This window comes from Desulforapulum autotrophicum HRM2 (genome assembly GCF_000020365.1).
In the GTDB taxonomy this organism is placed as follows: Bacteria; Desulfobacterota; Desulfobacteria; order Desulfobacterales; family Desulfobacteraceae; genus Desulforapulum; species Desulforapulum autotrophicum.
In genome coordinates this window covers 3,217,723-3,233,690 of the sequence record NC_012108.1, presented here as the reverse complement: position 1 = coordinate 3,233,690, position 15,968 = coordinate 3,217,723, and the positions used below count along the sequence as shown (strand labels likewise).

The 15,968-nt window shown below is 48.8% G+C and carries 14 protein-coding genes, 1 pseudogene and 3 riboswitches; of the genes and pseudogenes, 9 read left to right on the top strand and 6 right to left on the bottom strand.

The window, feature by feature from the left end:
• The first annotated feature begins 113 nt into the window (after window positions 1-113).
• From HRM2_RS14075 to HRM2_RS14065, 3 genes are all read left to right on the top strand, one after another.
• The gene (locus tag HRM2_RS14075) at window positions 114-620 is read left to right on the top strand and encodes a rhomboid family intramembrane serine protease (RefSeq protein ID WP_015904698.1); all 507 of its coding nucleotides are present in this window, start codon (window positions 114-116) and stop codon (window positions 618-620) included.
• Window positions 620-1,879, top strand: coding sequence for an amidohydrolase family protein (locus tag HRM2_RS14070; RefSeq protein ID WP_015904697.1), 1,260 nt, complete (start codon window positions 620-622; stop codon window positions 1,877-1,879). Before HRM2_RS14075 ends, HRM2_RS14070 begins: the two co-directional genes overlap by 1 nt.
• A gap of 123 nt (window positions 1,880-2,002) precedes the next feature.
• A riboswitch (glycine riboswitch) is annotated at window positions 2,003-2,097 on the top strand.
• 3 nt (window positions 2,098-2,100) lie between these two features.
• Window positions 2,101-2,179, top strand: a riboswitch (glycine riboswitch).
• Window positions 2,180-2,343: 164 nt separating this feature from the next.
• Window positions 2,344-3,717, top strand: coding sequence for an alanine/glycine:cation symporter family protein (locus HRM2_RS14065; RefSeq protein WP_015904696.1), 1,374 nt, complete (start codon window positions 2,344-2,346; stop codon window positions 3,715-3,717).
• Window positions 3,718-3,739: 22 nt separating this feature from the next.
• On the opposite strand, the gene HRM2_RS14060 is transcribed toward HRM2_RS14065, so the two are convergent.
• Window positions 3,740-4,444: a DUF2293 domain-containing protein gene (locus tag HRM2_RS14060; RefSeq protein ID WP_015904695.1), complete on the bottom strand. Its 705-nt coding sequence runs from the start codon at window positions 4,442-4,444 to the stop codon at window positions 3,740-3,742.
• Window positions 4,445-4,842: 398 nt separating this feature from the next.
• On the opposite strand from HRM2_RS14060, the gene HRM2_RS26080 reads away from it, so the two are divergent.
• From HRM2_RS26080 to HRM2_RS14035, 4 genes are all read left to right on the top strand, one after another.
• A complete protein-coding gene (locus tag HRM2_RS26080) occupies window positions 4,843-6,162 on the top strand; it encodes a (Fe-S)-binding protein (protein WP_015904693.1) in 1,320 nt (439 codons plus the stop codon).
• A gap of 152 nt (window positions 6,163-6,314) precedes the next feature.
• Window positions 6,315-6,521 carry a hypothetical protein gene (locus tag HRM2_RS14045; RefSeq protein WP_015904692.1) on the top strand — a complete coding sequence of 69 codons (207 nt, stop codon included), beginning with the start codon at window positions 6,315-6,317 and terminating at the stop codon, window positions 6,519-6,521.
• 204 nt (window positions 6,522-6,725) lie between these two features.
• Window positions 6,726-7,190: a superoxide dismutase, Ni gene (locus HRM2_RS14040; RefSeq protein ID WP_015904691.1), complete on the top strand. Its 465-nt coding sequence runs from the start codon at window positions 6,726-6,728 to the stop codon at window positions 7,188-7,190.
• Window positions 7,191-7,585: 395 nt separating this feature from the next.
• Window positions 7,586-7,813, top strand: a complete 228-nt coding sequence (locus HRM2_RS14035) for a hypothetical protein (RefSeq protein WP_041273277.1) — start codon at window positions 7,586-7,588, stop codon at window positions 7,811-7,813.
• A 367-nt stretch (window positions 7,814-8,180) separates the two neighbouring features.
• On the opposite strand, the gene HRM2_RS14030 is transcribed toward HRM2_RS14035, so the two are convergent.
• The gene (locus HRM2_RS14030; protein ID WP_015904690.1) at window positions 8,181-9,659 is read right to left on the bottom strand and encodes a helicase HerA-like domain-containing protein; all 1,479 of its coding nucleotides are present in this window, start codon (window positions 9,657-9,659) and stop codon (window positions 8,181-8,183) included.
• Window positions 9,590-9,778: pseudogene (locus HRM2_RS28365) on the bottom strand (neutral zinc metallopeptidase); the annotation flags it as partial. The pseudogene HRM2_RS28365 and the gene HRM2_RS14030, both read right to left, overlap by 70 nt.
• A gap of 411 nt (window positions 9,779-10,189) precedes the next feature.
• Between HRM2_RS28365 and HRM2_RS14025 the strand changes: the two are divergent.
• Window positions 10,190-10,723, top strand: a complete 534-nt coding sequence (locus HRM2_RS14025) for an NUDIX hydrolase (protein WP_015904688.1) — start codon at window positions 10,190-10,192, stop codon at window positions 10,721-10,723.
• A 109-nt stretch (window positions 10,724-10,832) separates the two neighbouring features.
• A riboswitch (FMN riboswitch) is annotated at window positions 10,833-10,980 on the top strand.
• Between the two features lie 249 nt (window positions 10,981-11,229).
• Window positions 11,230-11,883 (top strand): 3,4-dihydroxy-2-butanone-4-phosphate synthase, encoded by a 654-nt coding sequence (gene ribB, locus HRM2_RS14020; RefSeq protein ID WP_015904686.1) that lies wholly within the window; start codon window positions 11,230-11,232, stop codon window positions 11,881-11,883.
• Window positions 11,884-12,084: 201 nt separating this feature from the next.
• Here ribB and HRM2_RS14015 read toward each other — a convergent pair whose 3' ends face one another.
• From HRM2_RS14015 to HRM2_RS14005, 3 genes are read right to left on the bottom strand one after another with little or no spacing between them, the layout of a single operon-like run.
• Complete coding sequence (locus HRM2_RS14015; protein WP_041273276.1) at window positions 12,085-12,963, bottom strand: DMT family transporter; 879 nt, start codon at window positions 12,961-12,963, stop codon at window positions 12,085-12,087.
• A gap of 20 nt (window positions 12,964-12,983) precedes the next feature.
• Complete coding sequence (gene ldhH, locus HRM2_RS14010) at window positions 12,984-15,134, bottom strand: L-lactate dehydrogenase (quinone) large subunit LdhH (protein WP_015904684.1); 2,151 nt, start codon at window positions 15,132-15,134, stop codon at window positions 12,984-12,986.
• Window positions 15,134-15,760: a lactate utilization protein gene (locus HRM2_RS14005; RefSeq protein ID WP_015904683.1), complete on the bottom strand. Its 627-nt coding sequence runs from the start codon at window positions 15,758-15,760 to the stop codon at window positions 15,134-15,136. Before HRM2_RS14005 ends, ldhH begins: the two co-directional genes overlap by 1 nt.
• Between the last annotated feature and the right edge of the window lie 208 nt (window positions 15,761-15,968).

Sequence of the window (15,968 nt, the reverse complement as noted above, 5' to 3'; positions counted from 1 at the left end):
CTCCGGCCACAACGAATGATGAAACGCCTCTGTTTGCATTGCTTTGGTGAGTGTTTCATATATAAAAATCAAAGGAGGGGACCATCGTTAAAAAAAGCGCTCCATGGGCACCCATGGTATGGTTTGTTCTGCTGCTCTGGATTGTTGAGGTGTTCAATCTGGTGACAGGACATGCCCTTGTACGGTTTGGCATCTTTCCAAGGAGGATTTCAGGCCTTTCAGGTATTTTGTTTGCCCCCTTCCTCCATGGAAGCATCACCCATCTTTTAATGAATACCCTGCCCCTTTTTATCCTTGGCTGCCTTGTCCTTGTCCATGGCAGGCGAACCTTGTTTAAAATTACGCCCTTTATTATCGTTGTCAGTGGACTGGGGGTCTGGATCATGGGGCGGTCGGCAATCCATGTGGGGGCAAGTTCATTAATATTCGGTTATTTTGGCTTTCTAGTGTTTCGGGGGCTTATCAAAAGAAGCCTGACCTCCATGGGAATATCGATTCTCACCATTGCCGTTTATGGCGGGCTTGTCTGGGGAATGTTTCCAGGTGTTCCAGGTGTTTCCTGGGAGGGGCATCTTTTCGGGTTTCTGGCCGGGATCCTCTGCGCAAGGATGGATCTATAATGGTCGAGCCTGTATTGATCGTTAAAGGCCATTTTATCCATACTCCAACGGCTGACGCCTATGAAGTTCATGAAAACAGCTGCCTGGTGTGTGTTGATGGGCGAGTTGAGGGCATTTACCCGGTCATACCTGACCGGTTCAAGGGGTGTCTGGTCCATGATTATGGCAACCGCCTCGTCATTCCGAGCTTTGTAGATCTTCATCTGCATGCTGCACAGTTCCTTCAGTGCGGCATGGGAATGACCAGCCAGCTCCTGGACTGGCTGGGAGATTATACCTTTGACCTTGAACGGCAATTTCAAAACAGAGAATTTGCCAGAAAGGCATACACCTTGTTTGCGGAAAAACTTGTGGCCTGCGGTACACTCAGGGCCTGTATTTTTGCATCCTCGTCAACCCAGGGAACAGAGGAATTGTTCGAGGTGTTAAAGGAAAAGAAAATCTGCGCCTATGTGGGCAAGGTCAACATGGACCGGAATGCCCCGGAGTTTATAATTGAAACCACCCAGGCATCCCTTGATGGGACACGATATCTGATCGAAAAATACCAGGATGAACAACGGGTCAAGCCCATTATCACCCCGCGGTTTGCCCCCACCAGTTCACCGGGCCTTTTAAAAGGACTGGGAGCGCTTGCCGTAAAATATCGTCTGCCGGTCCAGTCCCACCTTTCCGAAAACCTGGACGAGATCCAATGGGTTCAGGCGCTCTTTAAACGGTCAAAAAACTATTCAGACGTCTATTTTAAAAATAATCTGTTCGGGCAGACCCCAACGGTGATGGCCCATGGCATTTACCTGGGTGAGGGTGAGAGGGACCTGGTCAAAAAAATGGATGTGATGCTGGCACATTGTCCTGATTCAAACATCAATGTTCGCAGCGGCATCATGCCGGCCAGGACCTATCTGGATTTGGGACTCAGGATCGGCCTGGGCAGTGATATTGCGGGAGGCCATAAAATAGGTCTCAATGAAGCCATGGTCCGAGCTATTCAATTGTCGAAACTTGTGAATCTGACAGATAAAACCTTGAAACCCTTGACCGTTGCAGAGGCGTTCTACATGGGAACCAAAGGTGGCGGTCATTTTTTTGGTAAAACAGGAAGCTTTGAAACAGACTTTTTGTTTGATGCCCTTGTGATTGAGGATGATGCCATGATCGCCCAGCGTTATAGTCTGGAAGACAGGCTTGAAAAGTTTATCCATGTGGGAGATGACCGGCAAATCTGTGCCAGATATCTTGAAGGTGAGAAACTGTAACGGGGGCACAGCAATGCCAGGACAGTTAATCCATGTCATTACAAGGTCGGAATACCCTGGGAGTGAAATTAGGGTTGAAATTTTCAAGAAGAGGGTGTAGAAAAAATTCCGAATAAAACTCGGATGAACATGACAGGAGAGATCTTTTCCGTGGTTTGCAACCACTGAAAAGGCACCGAAGAGGTAAATCTTTCAGGTAAAAGGACTGTTATGGGACGAGCCTCTGGAGAGTCTCATTATGGGCGCCGAAGGAGCAAACCGGTCTGTTGCCGGTGAAACTCTCAGGTACAAGGGACAGAGTGGAATAGATATTTACGGGCGTTACCCCTAGTCATTTTTTCCGCAGTATCACTGTTGTTGCAAGCAGGATTCCTCCCCCGGTATTAACTCGTTTTTCTCTCGCAGACTACGACCTATCCAGTTTCAATTTTTAAGATCATTAATTTTTAGGAGAGGGAAACACTTTGGAAAATTTTGCACTATTGCTGGGACAGATTAATTCGTTTGTATGGGGACCGCCCCTGTTGATTCTTCTGGTGGGGACGGGTATTTATCTTACACTTGGCCTGGGCCTCATCCAGGTGGTAAGGCTTCCCCTGGCATTGAAATATGTTTTTTCAAAACACGATGACACGGACCACCAGGGAGACGTGTCAAGCTTTGCTGCGCTCTGCACAGCTTTGAGCGCAACCATTGGTACGGGAAATATTGTTGGGGTTGCAACGGCCGTAAAAGCAGGCGGTCCAGGTGCCATTTTCTGGATGTGGGTCGCAGCTTTTTTTGGCATGGCCACTAAATATGCCGAGGGACTTCTGGCCGTGAAGTACCGGGTGATTGACGCCAACGGACAGATGTCCGGCGGTCCCATGTATTATATTGAACGGGGGCTCAACAATCGCATCCTTGCCAAGATCTTTGCCCTGTTTGGCATTGGGGTTGCCTTTTTTGGCATTGGTACCTTTGCCCAGGTAAACGCCATTAAGGATGCCGCGCACCTGACCTTCCACATTCCAGTAATAATGATTGCCGTGGTGCTGACCATCCTGGTCACCCTGGTGACCCTTGGGGGTATAAAGAGCATTGCCAGGGTTGCCTCCAGGCTTGTTCCTTTCATGGCAACGTTCTTTATTCTTGGCTCATTCATTGTCCTGGCATTGAACTTTGGGAAGATTCCTGCTGCCGTGGCATTGATTGTGGAGAGTGCCTTTAACCCGAGCGCCGCCTTTGGGGGCGCTGCCGGCATTTCCGTCATCATGGTTATGAGAAGCGGTATTGCCAGGGGGGTTTTTTCCAACGAGTCTGGACTTGGCAGTGCTCCCATTGCAGCAGCCGCAGCCAAGACAAACTCATGTGTCCGTCAGGGGCTGATCGCCATGACCGGCACTTTTTTTGATTCGATCATTATCTGCACCCTGACCGGGATTGTGCTTGTGATGACCGGCACCTGGAATGATCCCTCCCTTGCCGGTGCTGCCCTGACCAATGCAGCTTTCAATACAGGGCTTCACTCATCCATCGGGCAATACCTGGTGACCACGGGTCTTATCTTCTTTGCCTTTACCACCATTCTTGGCTGGAATTACTATGGGGAACGCTGCACTGAATATCTTTTTGGTGTCAAGGCCATCAAACCCTACAAGCTCATCTACATTGTGCTTGTGGCGTCCGGTTCCTTTATTAACCTGGGTCTGATCTGGACCCTTGCCGATATCGTGAACGGACTCATGGCCATTCCCAATCTTATCGGGCTCATCGGATTGAGCCGGGTGGTCTTCGCTGAGACACGGAGCTATTTTAACGAGTTGACAGACAAGCAACTGGCGTTGGAACAGCAATAATCAGTTGAAGTTTTTCATATGATTACGGTATCGGGAGGGACATGGCATCCAATTTGTCAAGGGCAATCGCCAGGGGGCAGGTGTCCCTGGCGATTGATTCCCCCGCCCGGTACCTGTTCAGGATGCGTTTGGAATCCCGGGCCAGTTGCTGCCGGATCTTTCGGCGTCTTCCCTTGATTCTGGGAACGGCCATGGTGTCGTAGCGTGTGGTGTGGTGGCGCATCCAGGCAATGATGGCCGCCTTTGCCCTGTCTTGCACAGGAATACGTTCGGTTCTTGCCACGGTGTTGCTTCCCACGGGAACGGCATGGGCTGTGACGGCCATTGCAAGCTTCTGGGCAAGGGCAGAGAATTTTGGGTGAAAATAGAGCTCGGCCAGTACGGTGTTGTAAAATTCAATGGCATAGGCCTCCTGCTTTTTTGCCCGCCTCAACCGTCCCTGGTCCAGACTCCGCTGGTGGGCAGGATCAGCCCTTAGCCTTTTGATGTATGTTAGTGCATCCTGGACGTTTGATTCCGGAGCCCATACCCCTTTTGAAAAGGTTCGTTTCCCCCGTTTGATCTGGACCTGCCAGTGGGGCCCTGCCTGTTTCACTCTCCTTGTCAGGGCTGCATCACCCGGGGGTAAAAGTATCCACCCTGGTGGTATCGTCAATGTCATTTTGTCCATGGTTGTTACTGTCTGTTCAGTTGTTCCGGGCAGGACCGTCCGGATCGTATCGGGCATTAAATTCCTCCGTTGGGGTTGAATGTGAAAAGGCTGGACTATACATGGAATGATCATTATTTTCCACGAGATTTTTCAAGGCGATGAACAGTCCCTTTTCTTGCTGGGAGGCCTGTCCCAAAACCTCTGCTTTACACCCGCCTAAAATATTGCTATTATTATAAATAATATTATCAGCAGCCCCCCCCCAACGCCTATCTAACGTCTATTTGCAGATAATGAATTGATGCTAAAAAATGGATCCTGTCTTCGCCTGAATAGTGCCATATCTTTTTTCCCCGGGTTTATTCGCCTTCTGCCTTGAGTTGCAAATATTTCTAATGGGTTGGGGTAACGTATCAACGACCCTGCAGCATCCCATTGAAGCGTATTCCATGGGATAGAGATGGAGGTGACCTATGGCGAAAAAAACAATCAAATTATCTCGAACCCAAAAGAGTTTGTTCAAGGATATGGTGATGGGCCTGCTCCCGGACGGTGGGAATCTCAACACCTGCCTGACCTGCGGCGCTTGTGCTTCAGGTTGTCCGGCAACGGGCTTTGACGGCATGGATCCGCGTAAGTTCCTGAGGATGGCAGCCCTTGGTATGGATGATCAAATCAAGGAGAGCCGCTGGCCTTGGTACTGCACCATGTGCACCCGTTGTGTCTATGTCTGTCCCATGAAGATAAATATTCCCCAGCTTGTTTTTAACGCAAGAAGGCTTACGCCCAGGGATCAGAGACCCAAGGGAATTCTTGGTTCCTGCGACATGGCCCTTGCAAAGCCTACCAATTCAGCCATGGGGTGTTCCCAGGAGGATTTCGAGTTCGTTGTGGAGGACATCCTTGAAGAGATCAAGGAGGCATACCCCATATGGGAGGAGCGCAATCTTGTGGCGCCCATTGACAAGAAAGGTGCCGAGTTTTTCATCAATCAAAATTCCAGGGAACCCATGATTGAACCCGAGGAAATGGGCCCTTTGTGGAAGATCCTTAACCTTGCCGGGGTGGACTGGACCTATGGAAGCGTGGGGTGGGCCGCGGAAAACTATTGTATGTTCATGGCCGATGACGAAGGATGGAAGGAACTTACCCTGAGGAGCGCCCAGAAATGCCATGAACTGGGGTGCAAGACATTTCTCAACACCGAGTGAGGCCATATTACCTTTGCAGTCCTGTCAGGACTGAAAAAATTCAATATTCCCCACAACTTCAAGGTAGAGACCATGTATACCCTGTATGCCCGCTGGATCCGGGAAGGGAAGCTTAAACCCGATTCCAGCTGGAACGACAACCTTAAGATTAAATTCACGGTCCAGGACCCCTGCCAGATCGTGAAAAAAACATTTGGGAATCCCGCGGCCGAGGATATGCGACTGGTTGTCAAGGCCTGTGTGGGAGAGGATAACTTTGTCGACATGACCCCCAACCGTTCCAATAACTTTTGCTGCGGTGGCGGGGGCGGCTTTCTCCAGTCCGGGTTCAAGGAGCAGCGGTTGATGTATGGAAGTACTAAAGACTCCCAGATTAAAGCCACCAAAGCCACCTACTGCGTTACGGGGTGTCACAACTGCCATGCCCAGATCCATGAACTGGGTGAACATTTTGGCGGCGGATACCATGCTGTACATGCATGGACAATCCTGGGACTTGCCCTTGGCGTCCTGGGGGAGAGTGAACGGGTTCACCTGGGAGCGGATCTTCAGGAGGTCAACCTGCCTGAAAGCAGTGAATGATAAAAGGCCATGATTGAGGGGTGTCGCAGATTCGGTGTGCATGAACCTTGATTTTTATGCTTTGGGAGTTATATTTATTTTTATATATTCATTAACATTTCAACAGTGTTTTGTCTTTTCATTCCCAACCCCTTAAGAAAAAGGAGTATCGCATGAAAGAAAATGAATGCCTGCCCGAAAGATTGTCTAAATTAATGATTGGTTCTCTGCTTTTAGTTGGTGCCGTTGTTCTGGTGTTAATCGGCTTTACCCTCCTGCCTTTGGCTGGATTTATTCTGGCGATTCCCGTGGCCGCTCTGGGGATCTATTTTATAAAGGTCCATTTAAACGAAAAATGTGAAATAGACACCAAATCATAACGACACACAGGGGAATCAGTTCCCCATGGACTTAGCCCCATGATCAGATTAAAATCTTCCAAAATATGGTTTAGAAGACAAGACCTATGGGAGGTTTCATTCTGATTAGGGGCCCTAAACATTGACAACTTAAAGAATTCGGTTGTTTGAGTTCATGATTATGGAATTTTTTAAACATTAACGTAAATAACGGAGGAAACAAGAATGAAAAGTTTTGGGAAAGTATTGTTGCTAATGGTCTTTACCCTGGTCGGAAATTATCTTGTCCTGCCTAATCAAACGTTGGCACACTGTCAGATACCCTGCGGGATATATGATGACCACGCCCGGGTTCAATCCATGCTGGAAGATGCAGCTACCATAGAAAAATCAGCCAAATTGATTGCACAGTTGTCAGGTAAGTCGGATGCGCAATCTCAAAACCAATTGGTTCGCTGGGTAATGAACAAGGAAAAATATGCTCAAAAAATCATCACTACGATCAGTGATTATTTCTTGACCCAGCGGGTTAAACCGGATCAAAAAGATTATTCTGAACGTTTGATAAAACACCATGCTGTGATTATTGCAGCAATGCAAACAAAGCAGAATGCGGATGTGGCATACGTGAAGACTTTGACGACAAGCATAGAGGCCCTTTTGGCCTATTATCCTGAGCACAAGCATTAAAGTTCATGGCTACAACGAACAATGAAACGCCTCTATCGGTGATGCTTTGGTGAGCGTTTTATATAACCCACATGTCATAGCGGACACAACGAAATATGAAACACGATGATACAGGGCAGGCGATAGTACCATTCCGCCCCCTTTGGTTACCCTGACCGGAACGGTAAACGTCGGGGGGATTTCTGCCCTTCCAGACTAAAGCGCAGGAACTGCGGGCTAAAGTCCTCAAACAGCCTGCGCTTCTTAACGCCTGGAAGGGCAAAAATCCTATCCCCTTTGGTTTACAATGTTCCGATCAGGGAAACCAAAGAGGGCTCGAAAGTCGAGACTTTCACAATGATGTTTCGACATGAGTTTCTTATAAAACTCACATGTCCTGGCGGACACAACGAAGCATGAAACTCGACAGTAGTAGGCCGGTGGGAACGGGTGTTGCCCTGAACGGATTAAATGGCAACGGTGGACACGAGGTCCAAGGAGTTGCCATTTCCCTCGGAGCAGGCCATGGACGGCCTGCGAGAATGAGAGAAGGGCAACACCCGTTTCCGCTGGCCGGTCGAAGCGAGTTTCATATAACCGGCATGGCCGGAGCGAGGTATGGCTCCGGCCTCAACGAATTTTGAAACGCCATCATTGACAATGCTTTGGCGAGTGTTTCATATAACCCACATGTCCTAGCGGACACAACGAAATATGAAACACGATGATACAGGGCAGGAGATAGTACCATTCCGCCCTCTTTGGTTACCCTGACCGGAACGGTAAACGTCGGGGGAATTTCTGCCCTTCCAGACTAAAGCGCAGGAACTGCGGGCTAAAGTCCTCAAACAGCCTGCGCTTCTTAACGCCTGGAAGGGCAAAAATCCTAACCCCTTTGGTTTACAATGTTCCGGTCAGGGAAACCAAGGAGGGCTCTAAAGTCGAGACTTTCACAATGATGTTTCGACAAGAGTTTTTTATAAAAAAAAATAGAATGGGGACGAAAAAAAATTATCTGGAGCGGCCACCAAAGAAAGAGCCCATGATTCCTCGAATAATCTGCCTACCGATCTGGCTGCCAATGGCGCGCACTGTACTTTTAATAAATGCCTCTCCTGTACTTTGTCGTTTCCTTCCGGTTGCAGCGGTTGTTTTCTCTCTGGTCGTTTCCCTTTTAATTTCGTCGTTTCGGGTCTGTATCTTTTTGGCCCGGTCTTTTAATATCTCGTATGCCGACTCACGGTCCACGGCATCATCGTAACGACCCTTTAAAGGCGATCGTTGAATACGGTTCTGGCGATCGTTCTCAGATAGGGCCCCGATAAGGGATTCAGGAGGGCGGATCATGACCTGTTGGACGGGCATGGGCCTTCCTTTGTCATCCAGTACAGAAACAAGGGCTTCTCCGATGCCTAGGGCCGTAACAGCAGTCTCGGTATCGAATCCAGGGTTGGGGGGAAAAGATTGAGCTGCGGCCCGGATCACTTTCATGTCCTTTGGGGTGAAGGCCCTTAGCGCATGTTGAATTTTGAGTCCCAGCTGTCCTAATATCTCTTCTGGAAGATCCAACGGGGTCTGGGTAATAAAATAGATACCTACGCCTTTGGATCGAATGAGTCGAACCACCTGTTCGATTTTGTCCACAAGGATTTTAGGCGCCTGGTCAAACAAGAGGTGGGCCTCATCAAAGAAAAATACAAGTTTGGGAAGTTCAGGATCACCAATCTCCGGAAGTTGTTCAAACAATTCAGAGAGCAGCCAGAGCAGGAATGATGAATAAACCCTTGGTGCCTGGGCCATCAACCGGGTGGCATCAAGAATACTGATGACGCCATTGCCGGAAAAGTCAACTTGCATGAGGTCCCTGAGTTCTACGGCAGGCTCACCAAAGAAATGTTCAGCGCCCTGTTCTTCCAGGATGAGCAGTCTGCGCTGAATGGCACCGATGCTGGCACTGGAGATATTTCCATATTCACTTCGCAGTTCTCTTGTATTGTCACCCATCCACATCAGCATGGAACGTAGATCTTTTAAATCCAGAAGCAGCATCCCCTGATCATCCGCAATTTTGAAGCAGCCGTATAAAACACCTGACTGGGTGTCATTTAAACCCAGCAGGTTTGACAACAACAATGGTCCCATTTCAGAAATGGTTGATCGTATGGGATGACCCTGTTTGCCAAAAATATCCCAGAACACAACAGGATATGGACGTTGCACGTAGCCTTTTATGGGTATTTTCTGCAACCGTTCATCAATCTTCGGGTGGGGAGAACCAGCACTGCCTAATCCGGAAAGATCTCCTTTGATGTCAGCGGCGAAGACCGGTACGCCCGCACGGGAGAAACTTTCCGCAAGAACCTGTAAAGTAACTGTTTTACCCGTACCCGTTGCTCCGGCGATGAGGCCATGGCGATTACTCATCCTGCAAAGCTGTTCAACCAGAACGCCTTTTGCACCACCGATAATAAATTGTTTAAGTTCTCCCATGATACCCTCTCTTTTTGCAAGGTGTCATCTCCGATGGCACTGGCAGTGGTCAGGCCTTGCTCTAAATCGCCTGTTTCAAGCAGTTGTCGGGCTTTGTTTGCATGATGGGCCCAGACGTCTGCAAGGCAATCTGTCTAAAGCGCCGAATCCAGAAAGACGCATACCTTGTCTGCCCTCCACATTGTTACTTTTACGATTTCCACGCCAGCGCATGATTTTTCTCCCAATATTTTTGAGTCGTTAGAAGGTGGAATACGAGTCAGAAGGCAACCCCTTCAACAATATCTGATTTGACAGGCAGGTGTTGATTTGTGAATACGAGCACAATTTCAGATAGTTGTAAAACGATACAACACAACACAATGAAAGATCAATAAAATTATCAGACATCGCCAATAGTTTGAAAATCATGATTTTGAAGAAAATCAAACAAGGAGTATGGTAAAATTCTCCTGTTGCGCTCATACCTTAAACAGAGTAAAAAAATAATAAAAAAATTACACGATTAACGATTGAAAAGGTTATGTGATATGGATATTGAATATTGCACTGGCTGTGGGGCTCCCACAGAATTGAAAATTCCGGCGGATGATGATCATGCCCGGTCCATATGTACCCGCTGCGGACGGGTTCATTATGACAATCCCAAAATGGTGGTGGGATGTATCCCTGAATTAAACGGGCAGGTGCTGCTGTGTAAAAGAAATATTGAACCCCGCAAGGGTAAATGGACGCTTCCGGCAGGGTATCTTGAAAACGGGGAATCGGTTCAGGACGGTGCTGTGCGTGAAACCCGGGAAGAAACATTGGCAGATGTTGAAAATGTTGAACCCTACCGTGTTTTTAATATTGTTTCTGTCCATCAGGTTTATTTTATGTTCAGGGCTGATCTGGTATCTGACAATTTTGGCCCCACAAGTGAAAGCAGTGAGGTTCGTCTGTTCCAGGAAAGAGATATCCCCTGGGATGAGATTGCATTCAGCTCCATTCAGAAAACCCTTGAGCATTATTTCAAGGATAGAAAAACAAATAATTTTTTGTTTAAGATTTTTGATATTATCTGACCTGTCAGCAACGTTCACAAGGTTGCTGGGATATCAGACCCCTTTGAAAAGTTATTGCCGAAAAGATAAAGTATCCATTGACATAATTCTTCATTGAACTATAGTGCCTATGAATTCTCAGGGCGGGGTGAAATTCCCCACCGGCGGTGATTTTGATATAATCAAAAAGCCCGCGAGCGCCTGCTTTTCAAGCAGGGTCAGCAGATCTGGTGTGACTCCAGAGCCGACGGTTAGGGGTTCAGATGTAAATAGGTCCACCAATACGAGCTGAAAGACAAGCACGATATGGGAATTATTTATTTCTGAGTTTCTTAAAGTCCGGATGGGAGAGAACAAAAGGCTGTTTGCATTTTTTTAAATGCAGATAGTTGTCGATTTGTGCCGTGAAAGAAGGGCTTTTGCCGTGTGGTGAATGCCTTCCTTTGGCTGTGCCACCCGTTGTTCAATCCTCCCATCACCTTTCCCTGATATTATGTTAATGTGGAATAATAAAAAGGGAGTTTAGTATGTCTCAAGTGTCAATTTCTAAATTTGGTAACCCCATCGAACGCGTGGATCGAGCCATTGATGCCCTTGTTTCGGGGCGGGGGGTGCTTCTTGTGGATGACGAAGACAGGGAAAATGAGGGGGACCTTATCTTTCCTGCCGGAAATATCACAGCCGAACAGGTGGCCCTTCTTATTCGGGAATGCAGCGGTATTATCTGTCTCTGTCTACCCCCTGAAAGGATAGAACAACTGGGCTTGCCCCAGATGGTGACCTGCAACACCTCTGCATATCAGACGGCTTTTACCATATCCATTGAAGCGGCAGAAGGGGTTACAACCGGTGTCTCTGCTGCAGACAGGGCAACCACCATACGGTGCGCTGCCGCCCTGGATGCAAGGCCTGAAGATATTCACAGCCCAGGCCATGTCTTTCCTTTACGGGCAGTTGAACAGGGGGTCCTGGGGCGTAGGGGACACACCGAAGGAACGGTGGATCTCATGCGGCTTGCAGGGCTCGCCCCGGCAGGGGTCCTCTGTGAATTAACCAATGTGGATGGTACCATGGCAAGGCTGCCACAGATCATCACCTTTGCTGATGAACATGGATTTCCAGTGCTGAGTATTGAAGACATAGCAGCCTATCGCTCACAGCCTATTAAAAAAAGCGCCTGAGCCCCAGGGCTCAGATGTCTATATGGCGGTCGTTGTGTGGAAGAGGTGAAACGGACGATTCTTTCTTCGTTTCACCCCATTGCGTTTGGACGTCGTCCCATGGGGACGACGTCAACTTCTGGTTTTTTTACCATGACTTTGAGCAGGGCGTACCGGTTTGTGTAATTCTGTCGTTGAGCCTATCTCAGTTGATCCTGGCTTTTAATCGGCTTTTGGATTGGTTTTACAAAGGGTCCCGGCATTGAAAAACACATAGACCGCCATTATGGTCACAAGGGCGCCAATCATCTGGGCCCGACTGAATGTTTCATTCAGGATGAGGTAACCGGCCAGTGTGGTGACAAAGGGCTGGAGCAGTGTATAAATAGTGATATTACTGACCCCGTGGGTGTTTATGAGTCGATACCACAGGTAGTAAGCCAGTACAGAAGAAAACAGAACCACATACAGGGTGGCCAGTGTGCTTTTCAAGGTGAACACCTCGTGCAGCGGCCTCAAGTCCCCTCCGACAAAATAGACCAGAAAGCAAAACGGGGCCGTGACCGCACCGATCCAGAAGTTGATGGTAAGGGGTTTTATATTGTTTATTTTTCTCACCTGGAGGTTCCCAAAAGCCCATATGGTCATGCTCAGGAGCATGAACAGTGCACCGAGTCGAATCTGGGGAACCTTTTGGACCAGGATTGGTGAAATTGCCCCGGCAGCAGCCACAAACAGGGCCGCCATCTGAAGACGGGTCAGCCGTTCATTGAGAAAGAAAAACGCGACCAGGGATGAAATCGGAGCACCCAGAATGATGATCATTGCTGCCGTGGTACTGTCCACATAACTCAAGGCAATGCTCAGAATCAGGAAGTGGCCGATTCCCATGGTCAATGATAGCTTGAGCACATCTTTCCGGCTCTCTTTTGGGATCTTCCTGAAGGGAAACAGAAAGATGGTTAACAGAAGAAAGCGCATGGCCGTAAACAGGGCCGGGGTCATATCCTGGACGGCAACTTTGATCATACACACATTGATGCCCCAGATACAGATTACCATCAGCGCCGGCAATACCGGAGATGATCCTAAATATTTCAACCTGTTGTCCTTACTATCAATTATTTCCGCTGTTTCGCCAGAAATTCGGCCATATGCAGCACCCGGAAAGAATCGCATCGTTTTTCCGCACCTCCCCTGAGCTGCATCACGCAACCTGGGCATTCGGTTACCAGAATATCAGCACCGGTTTGCTTGACATCATCGAGTTTCCGGTTGAGAATTTCCTTTGAAATCTGCGGGAATTTTCCAGAATAGGTTCCTCCGAAACCGCAGCAGGTTTCCTCTTCCTGGGCGGGGGCAAAGACACCTGCCTTCTGGATGAGTTCATGGGGGGCATCTTTTACTCCGAGTCCCCGGCAAAGGTGACACGGCGCATGATAGGTCACGGTTTCATCCGAACGGGTAAATTCATCCTGCCTAACTTGAATCACATCATTCATGAACGAAGAAAAAGAGATGATTTTATCGGAAAACTGTTTTGCTTTTGTTCCTGCAATTGAGTCTGGATCGAGAATTTTTGGGTAGGCATTCTTCAAGTGGGATGCACAGGACGCACACAGGGTGACGATATAATCATATTGGTCCGGATCAATGGCTGCAACATTCTGGGCCGCCACCTCCCTGGCCGCTGATTTTTCCCCCATCATCTGCAGGGGCAGTCCACAACAGTTCTGGTCCATGGGAAAATCAACGGCAACACCATGCCCGGCCATGGCCTGGAGGCCGGCAACCAGTTGTTCAGGATATACGAAATCCTGGACACAGCCGGAAAAAAGGGCCACTCGGTATCTGGGGTTTTCCACACTGGGTCTTACCGATTCCCAGATCTCCCGAAATGGGCGTTCGGCAATGGCCGGGATCGCCTTGAAATCATGTTCCCGGGCAAATATCATGGGCAGGTGGCGGATATACCCGGTTTTGCCGACGACTGGTTTCTGGGCAAAACTTGCATATCGCAAAAAACGGTGAAAAAGCTCACGGCTCTGCATCACCTTGGACAACATCACGCTGGTCAGGGGATGGCCTGTTTCATCGAGTATTCGGGCGTGAACCTCCTTGATAAGCCCTGGCAGGTCGATGCCTGCGGCGCACACGCTCTTGCAGGCCCCGCAGTTGATACAGTTCTGCACCAGATTTTTTGCCTTGTCACGACCATGGAAAAAATAGGTCATGATTAATCCGATGGCTCCGATATAGATGTGTCCCATCTGATGGCCGCCCACCATCCTGTACACCGGGCAGACATTGGCGCAGGCCCCGCAGCGCACACAACGCAGCACTTGGGAGAATACCGGGTCTTTGGCAAGCTTGCGCCGTCCATTGTCCAAAAATACGATGTGCATCTGCTTGCGACCCGTTGCATCAGCCTTGCATTCATTGGGACCGCTGATCCAGGTGACATAGGAGGTAATGGCCTGTCCGGTTGCATTGCGGGGCAGGACCCGATTCACCGTCAAGGCATCATGAAGGGTTGGCATTAGTTTTTCCAGGCCCACCAGGGCCACATGCACTCGTGGCAGTGTAGTCACAAGCCTTGCATTGCCTTCGTTGGTGATGATGCCAAGTGTGCCTGTGTCTGCAAGGGCAAAATTGGCCCCGGAAATACCCATATCTGCCTCAATAAATTTCTGTCGCAGCTGTTGGCGGGCTACCTTTACCAGGTGGTCTATGTCCTCGGAGGGCTGTTGTTTGCCGGTTACGTCCGTAAAGAGCTCACCGACCTGGTTCCGGGAGAGGTGGATGGCCGGCATCACCATATGGCTTGGTCCTTCGTGCCTTAGCTGAATGATCCATTCCCCGAGATCGGTCTCTGTGACTTCAAGATCATTCGCCTCCAGGTGGTGATTCAGCAGGGTCTCTTCTGCGGTCATGGATTTAGATTTAATGATTTTTGAAACATCGTTGTCCTTGGCTATTTTGCAGATGATCTCATTGGCCTCCAGGGCCGTCTCAGCCAGATGGACGGTAATTCCTGCCTTTTCAGCGTTTTGTTTAAACAGTTCATAGAGTTCGTCCATGCGGGCAATGGCCGCATCCTTGGCCCCGGCGACTTCCGCAATTATTCCATTCACATCCATCCCGGAAAAAACATTTTCCCGTGAACCTCTGTAGGCAACGGCAAACTTGTCCATGGCCAGACGCAAAAAGTCATTGGCCAGGGCACCATCCACCTCTCGCTTGTATTTTTTTATATTCTCCGCTTTTTGCATTATTTTTCCTCCATGAGCAAAATATGAAGTTCCAGGGGACCATGAACCCCGAGGGCCAGGACTCGTTCGATATCCGCCGTTCGGCTGGCACCTGTGATAAACGAGGTATAGTCAGGTGAATTTTTGAACATTTTGGTCAATTCGGGCTCAAGGTCGTAGGCGCTTTTCCGAATCCTGGACATGGGCAGAACCGCCACATGAATATCACAGATCATGGTGGAAAGACGCAGCTCCTCTGAGGGGCAGTTGATCACCAGGGTGCCGGTTTCGGCAATCCCGTAGTCCGCAATGGTAAATCCCATGGCGACACCGGTTAGATGATCTCTTAACCCTTTGTTCGTAAGCGTCAGATCGTTTGCGCCGCATATTTTTTCAAACTCGGCGTAGAGCCCGGAATCAAGTCCTGGTGCCGCCACGATTTTTTGAGTCTCAACACTCCGCGGGCCTTGATTCTGCGGCGGTGGCGTTCCATTTTTGACAGCCTGGCCTGAAACCGGGTCGTTTTGCCGGCAGAGATCGGCCGCATACTCAAAGGCCGCCTGTATTGTTGGAACTTTTGTCACAACGGCTGAGACCGCCTTTGCCTTTTCGCTGAAAATTGAACAAATATTTTTTGAATTATCCATTACCAGATCTCCTTGCTAACCGAACATAGCTTTTAATGATTTTTCAGCTTGATCCTGATGTTGGTTGTTTGTTGTAATTGAAGGTTCATGTCGTGGTCCTGTGGGGTCAGATAAAACCCTTATCGATTCCGACAAAGAAGTCGTAATCCTGTATCGAAATTGATAAAGGCGCTTCGGCTTTTTTTGAAAAAAGCCGAAGCGGTCAAAA

Excerpts from the sequence above, each read along its gene's own strand:
- HRM2_RS14075 (WP_015904698.1), top strand. The coding sequence starts at position 114 with ATGGTATGGTTTGTTCTGCTGCTCTGGATTGTTGAGGTGTTCAATCTG.
- HRM2_RS14070 (WP_015904697.1), top strand. The coding sequence starts at position 620 with ATGGTCGAGCCTGTATTGATCGTTAAAGGCCATTTTATCCATACTCCA.
- HRM2_RS14060 (WP_015904695.1), bottom strand. The coding sequence starts at position 4,444 with ATGCCCGATACGATCCGGACGGTCCTGCCCGGAACAACTGAACAGACA.
- HRM2_RS14045 (WP_015904692.1), top strand. The coding sequence starts at position 6,315 with ATGAAAGAAAATGAATGCCTGCCCGAAAGATTGTCTAAATTAATGATT.
- HRM2_RS14040 (WP_015904691.1), top strand. The coding sequence starts at position 6,726 with ATGAAAAGTTTTGGGAAAGTATTGTTGCTAATGGTCTTTACCCTGGTC.
- HRM2_RS14035 (WP_041273277.1), top strand. The coding sequence starts at position 7,586 with ATGAAACTCGACAGTAGTAGGCCGGTGGGAACGGGTGTTGCCCTGAAC.
- HRM2_RS14030 (WP_015904690.1), bottom strand. The coding sequence starts at position 9,659 with ATGGGAGAACTTAAACAATTTATTATCGGTGGTGCAAAAGGCGTTCTG.
- HRM2_RS14025 (WP_015904688.1), top strand. The coding sequence starts at position 10,190 with ATGGATATTGAATATTGCACTGGCTGTGGGGCTCCCACAGAATTGAAA.
- ribB (WP_015904686.1), top strand. The coding sequence starts at position 11,230 with ATGTCTCAAGTGTCAATTTCTAAATTTGGTAACCCCATCGAACGCGTG.
- ldhH (WP_015904684.1), bottom strand. The coding sequence starts at position 15,134 with ATGCAAAAAGCGGAGAATATAAAAAAATACAAGCGAGAGGTGGATGGT.
- HRM2_RS14005 (WP_015904683.1), bottom strand. The coding sequence starts at position 15,760 with ATGGATAATTCAAAAAATATTTGTTCAATTTTCAGCGAAAAGGCAAAG.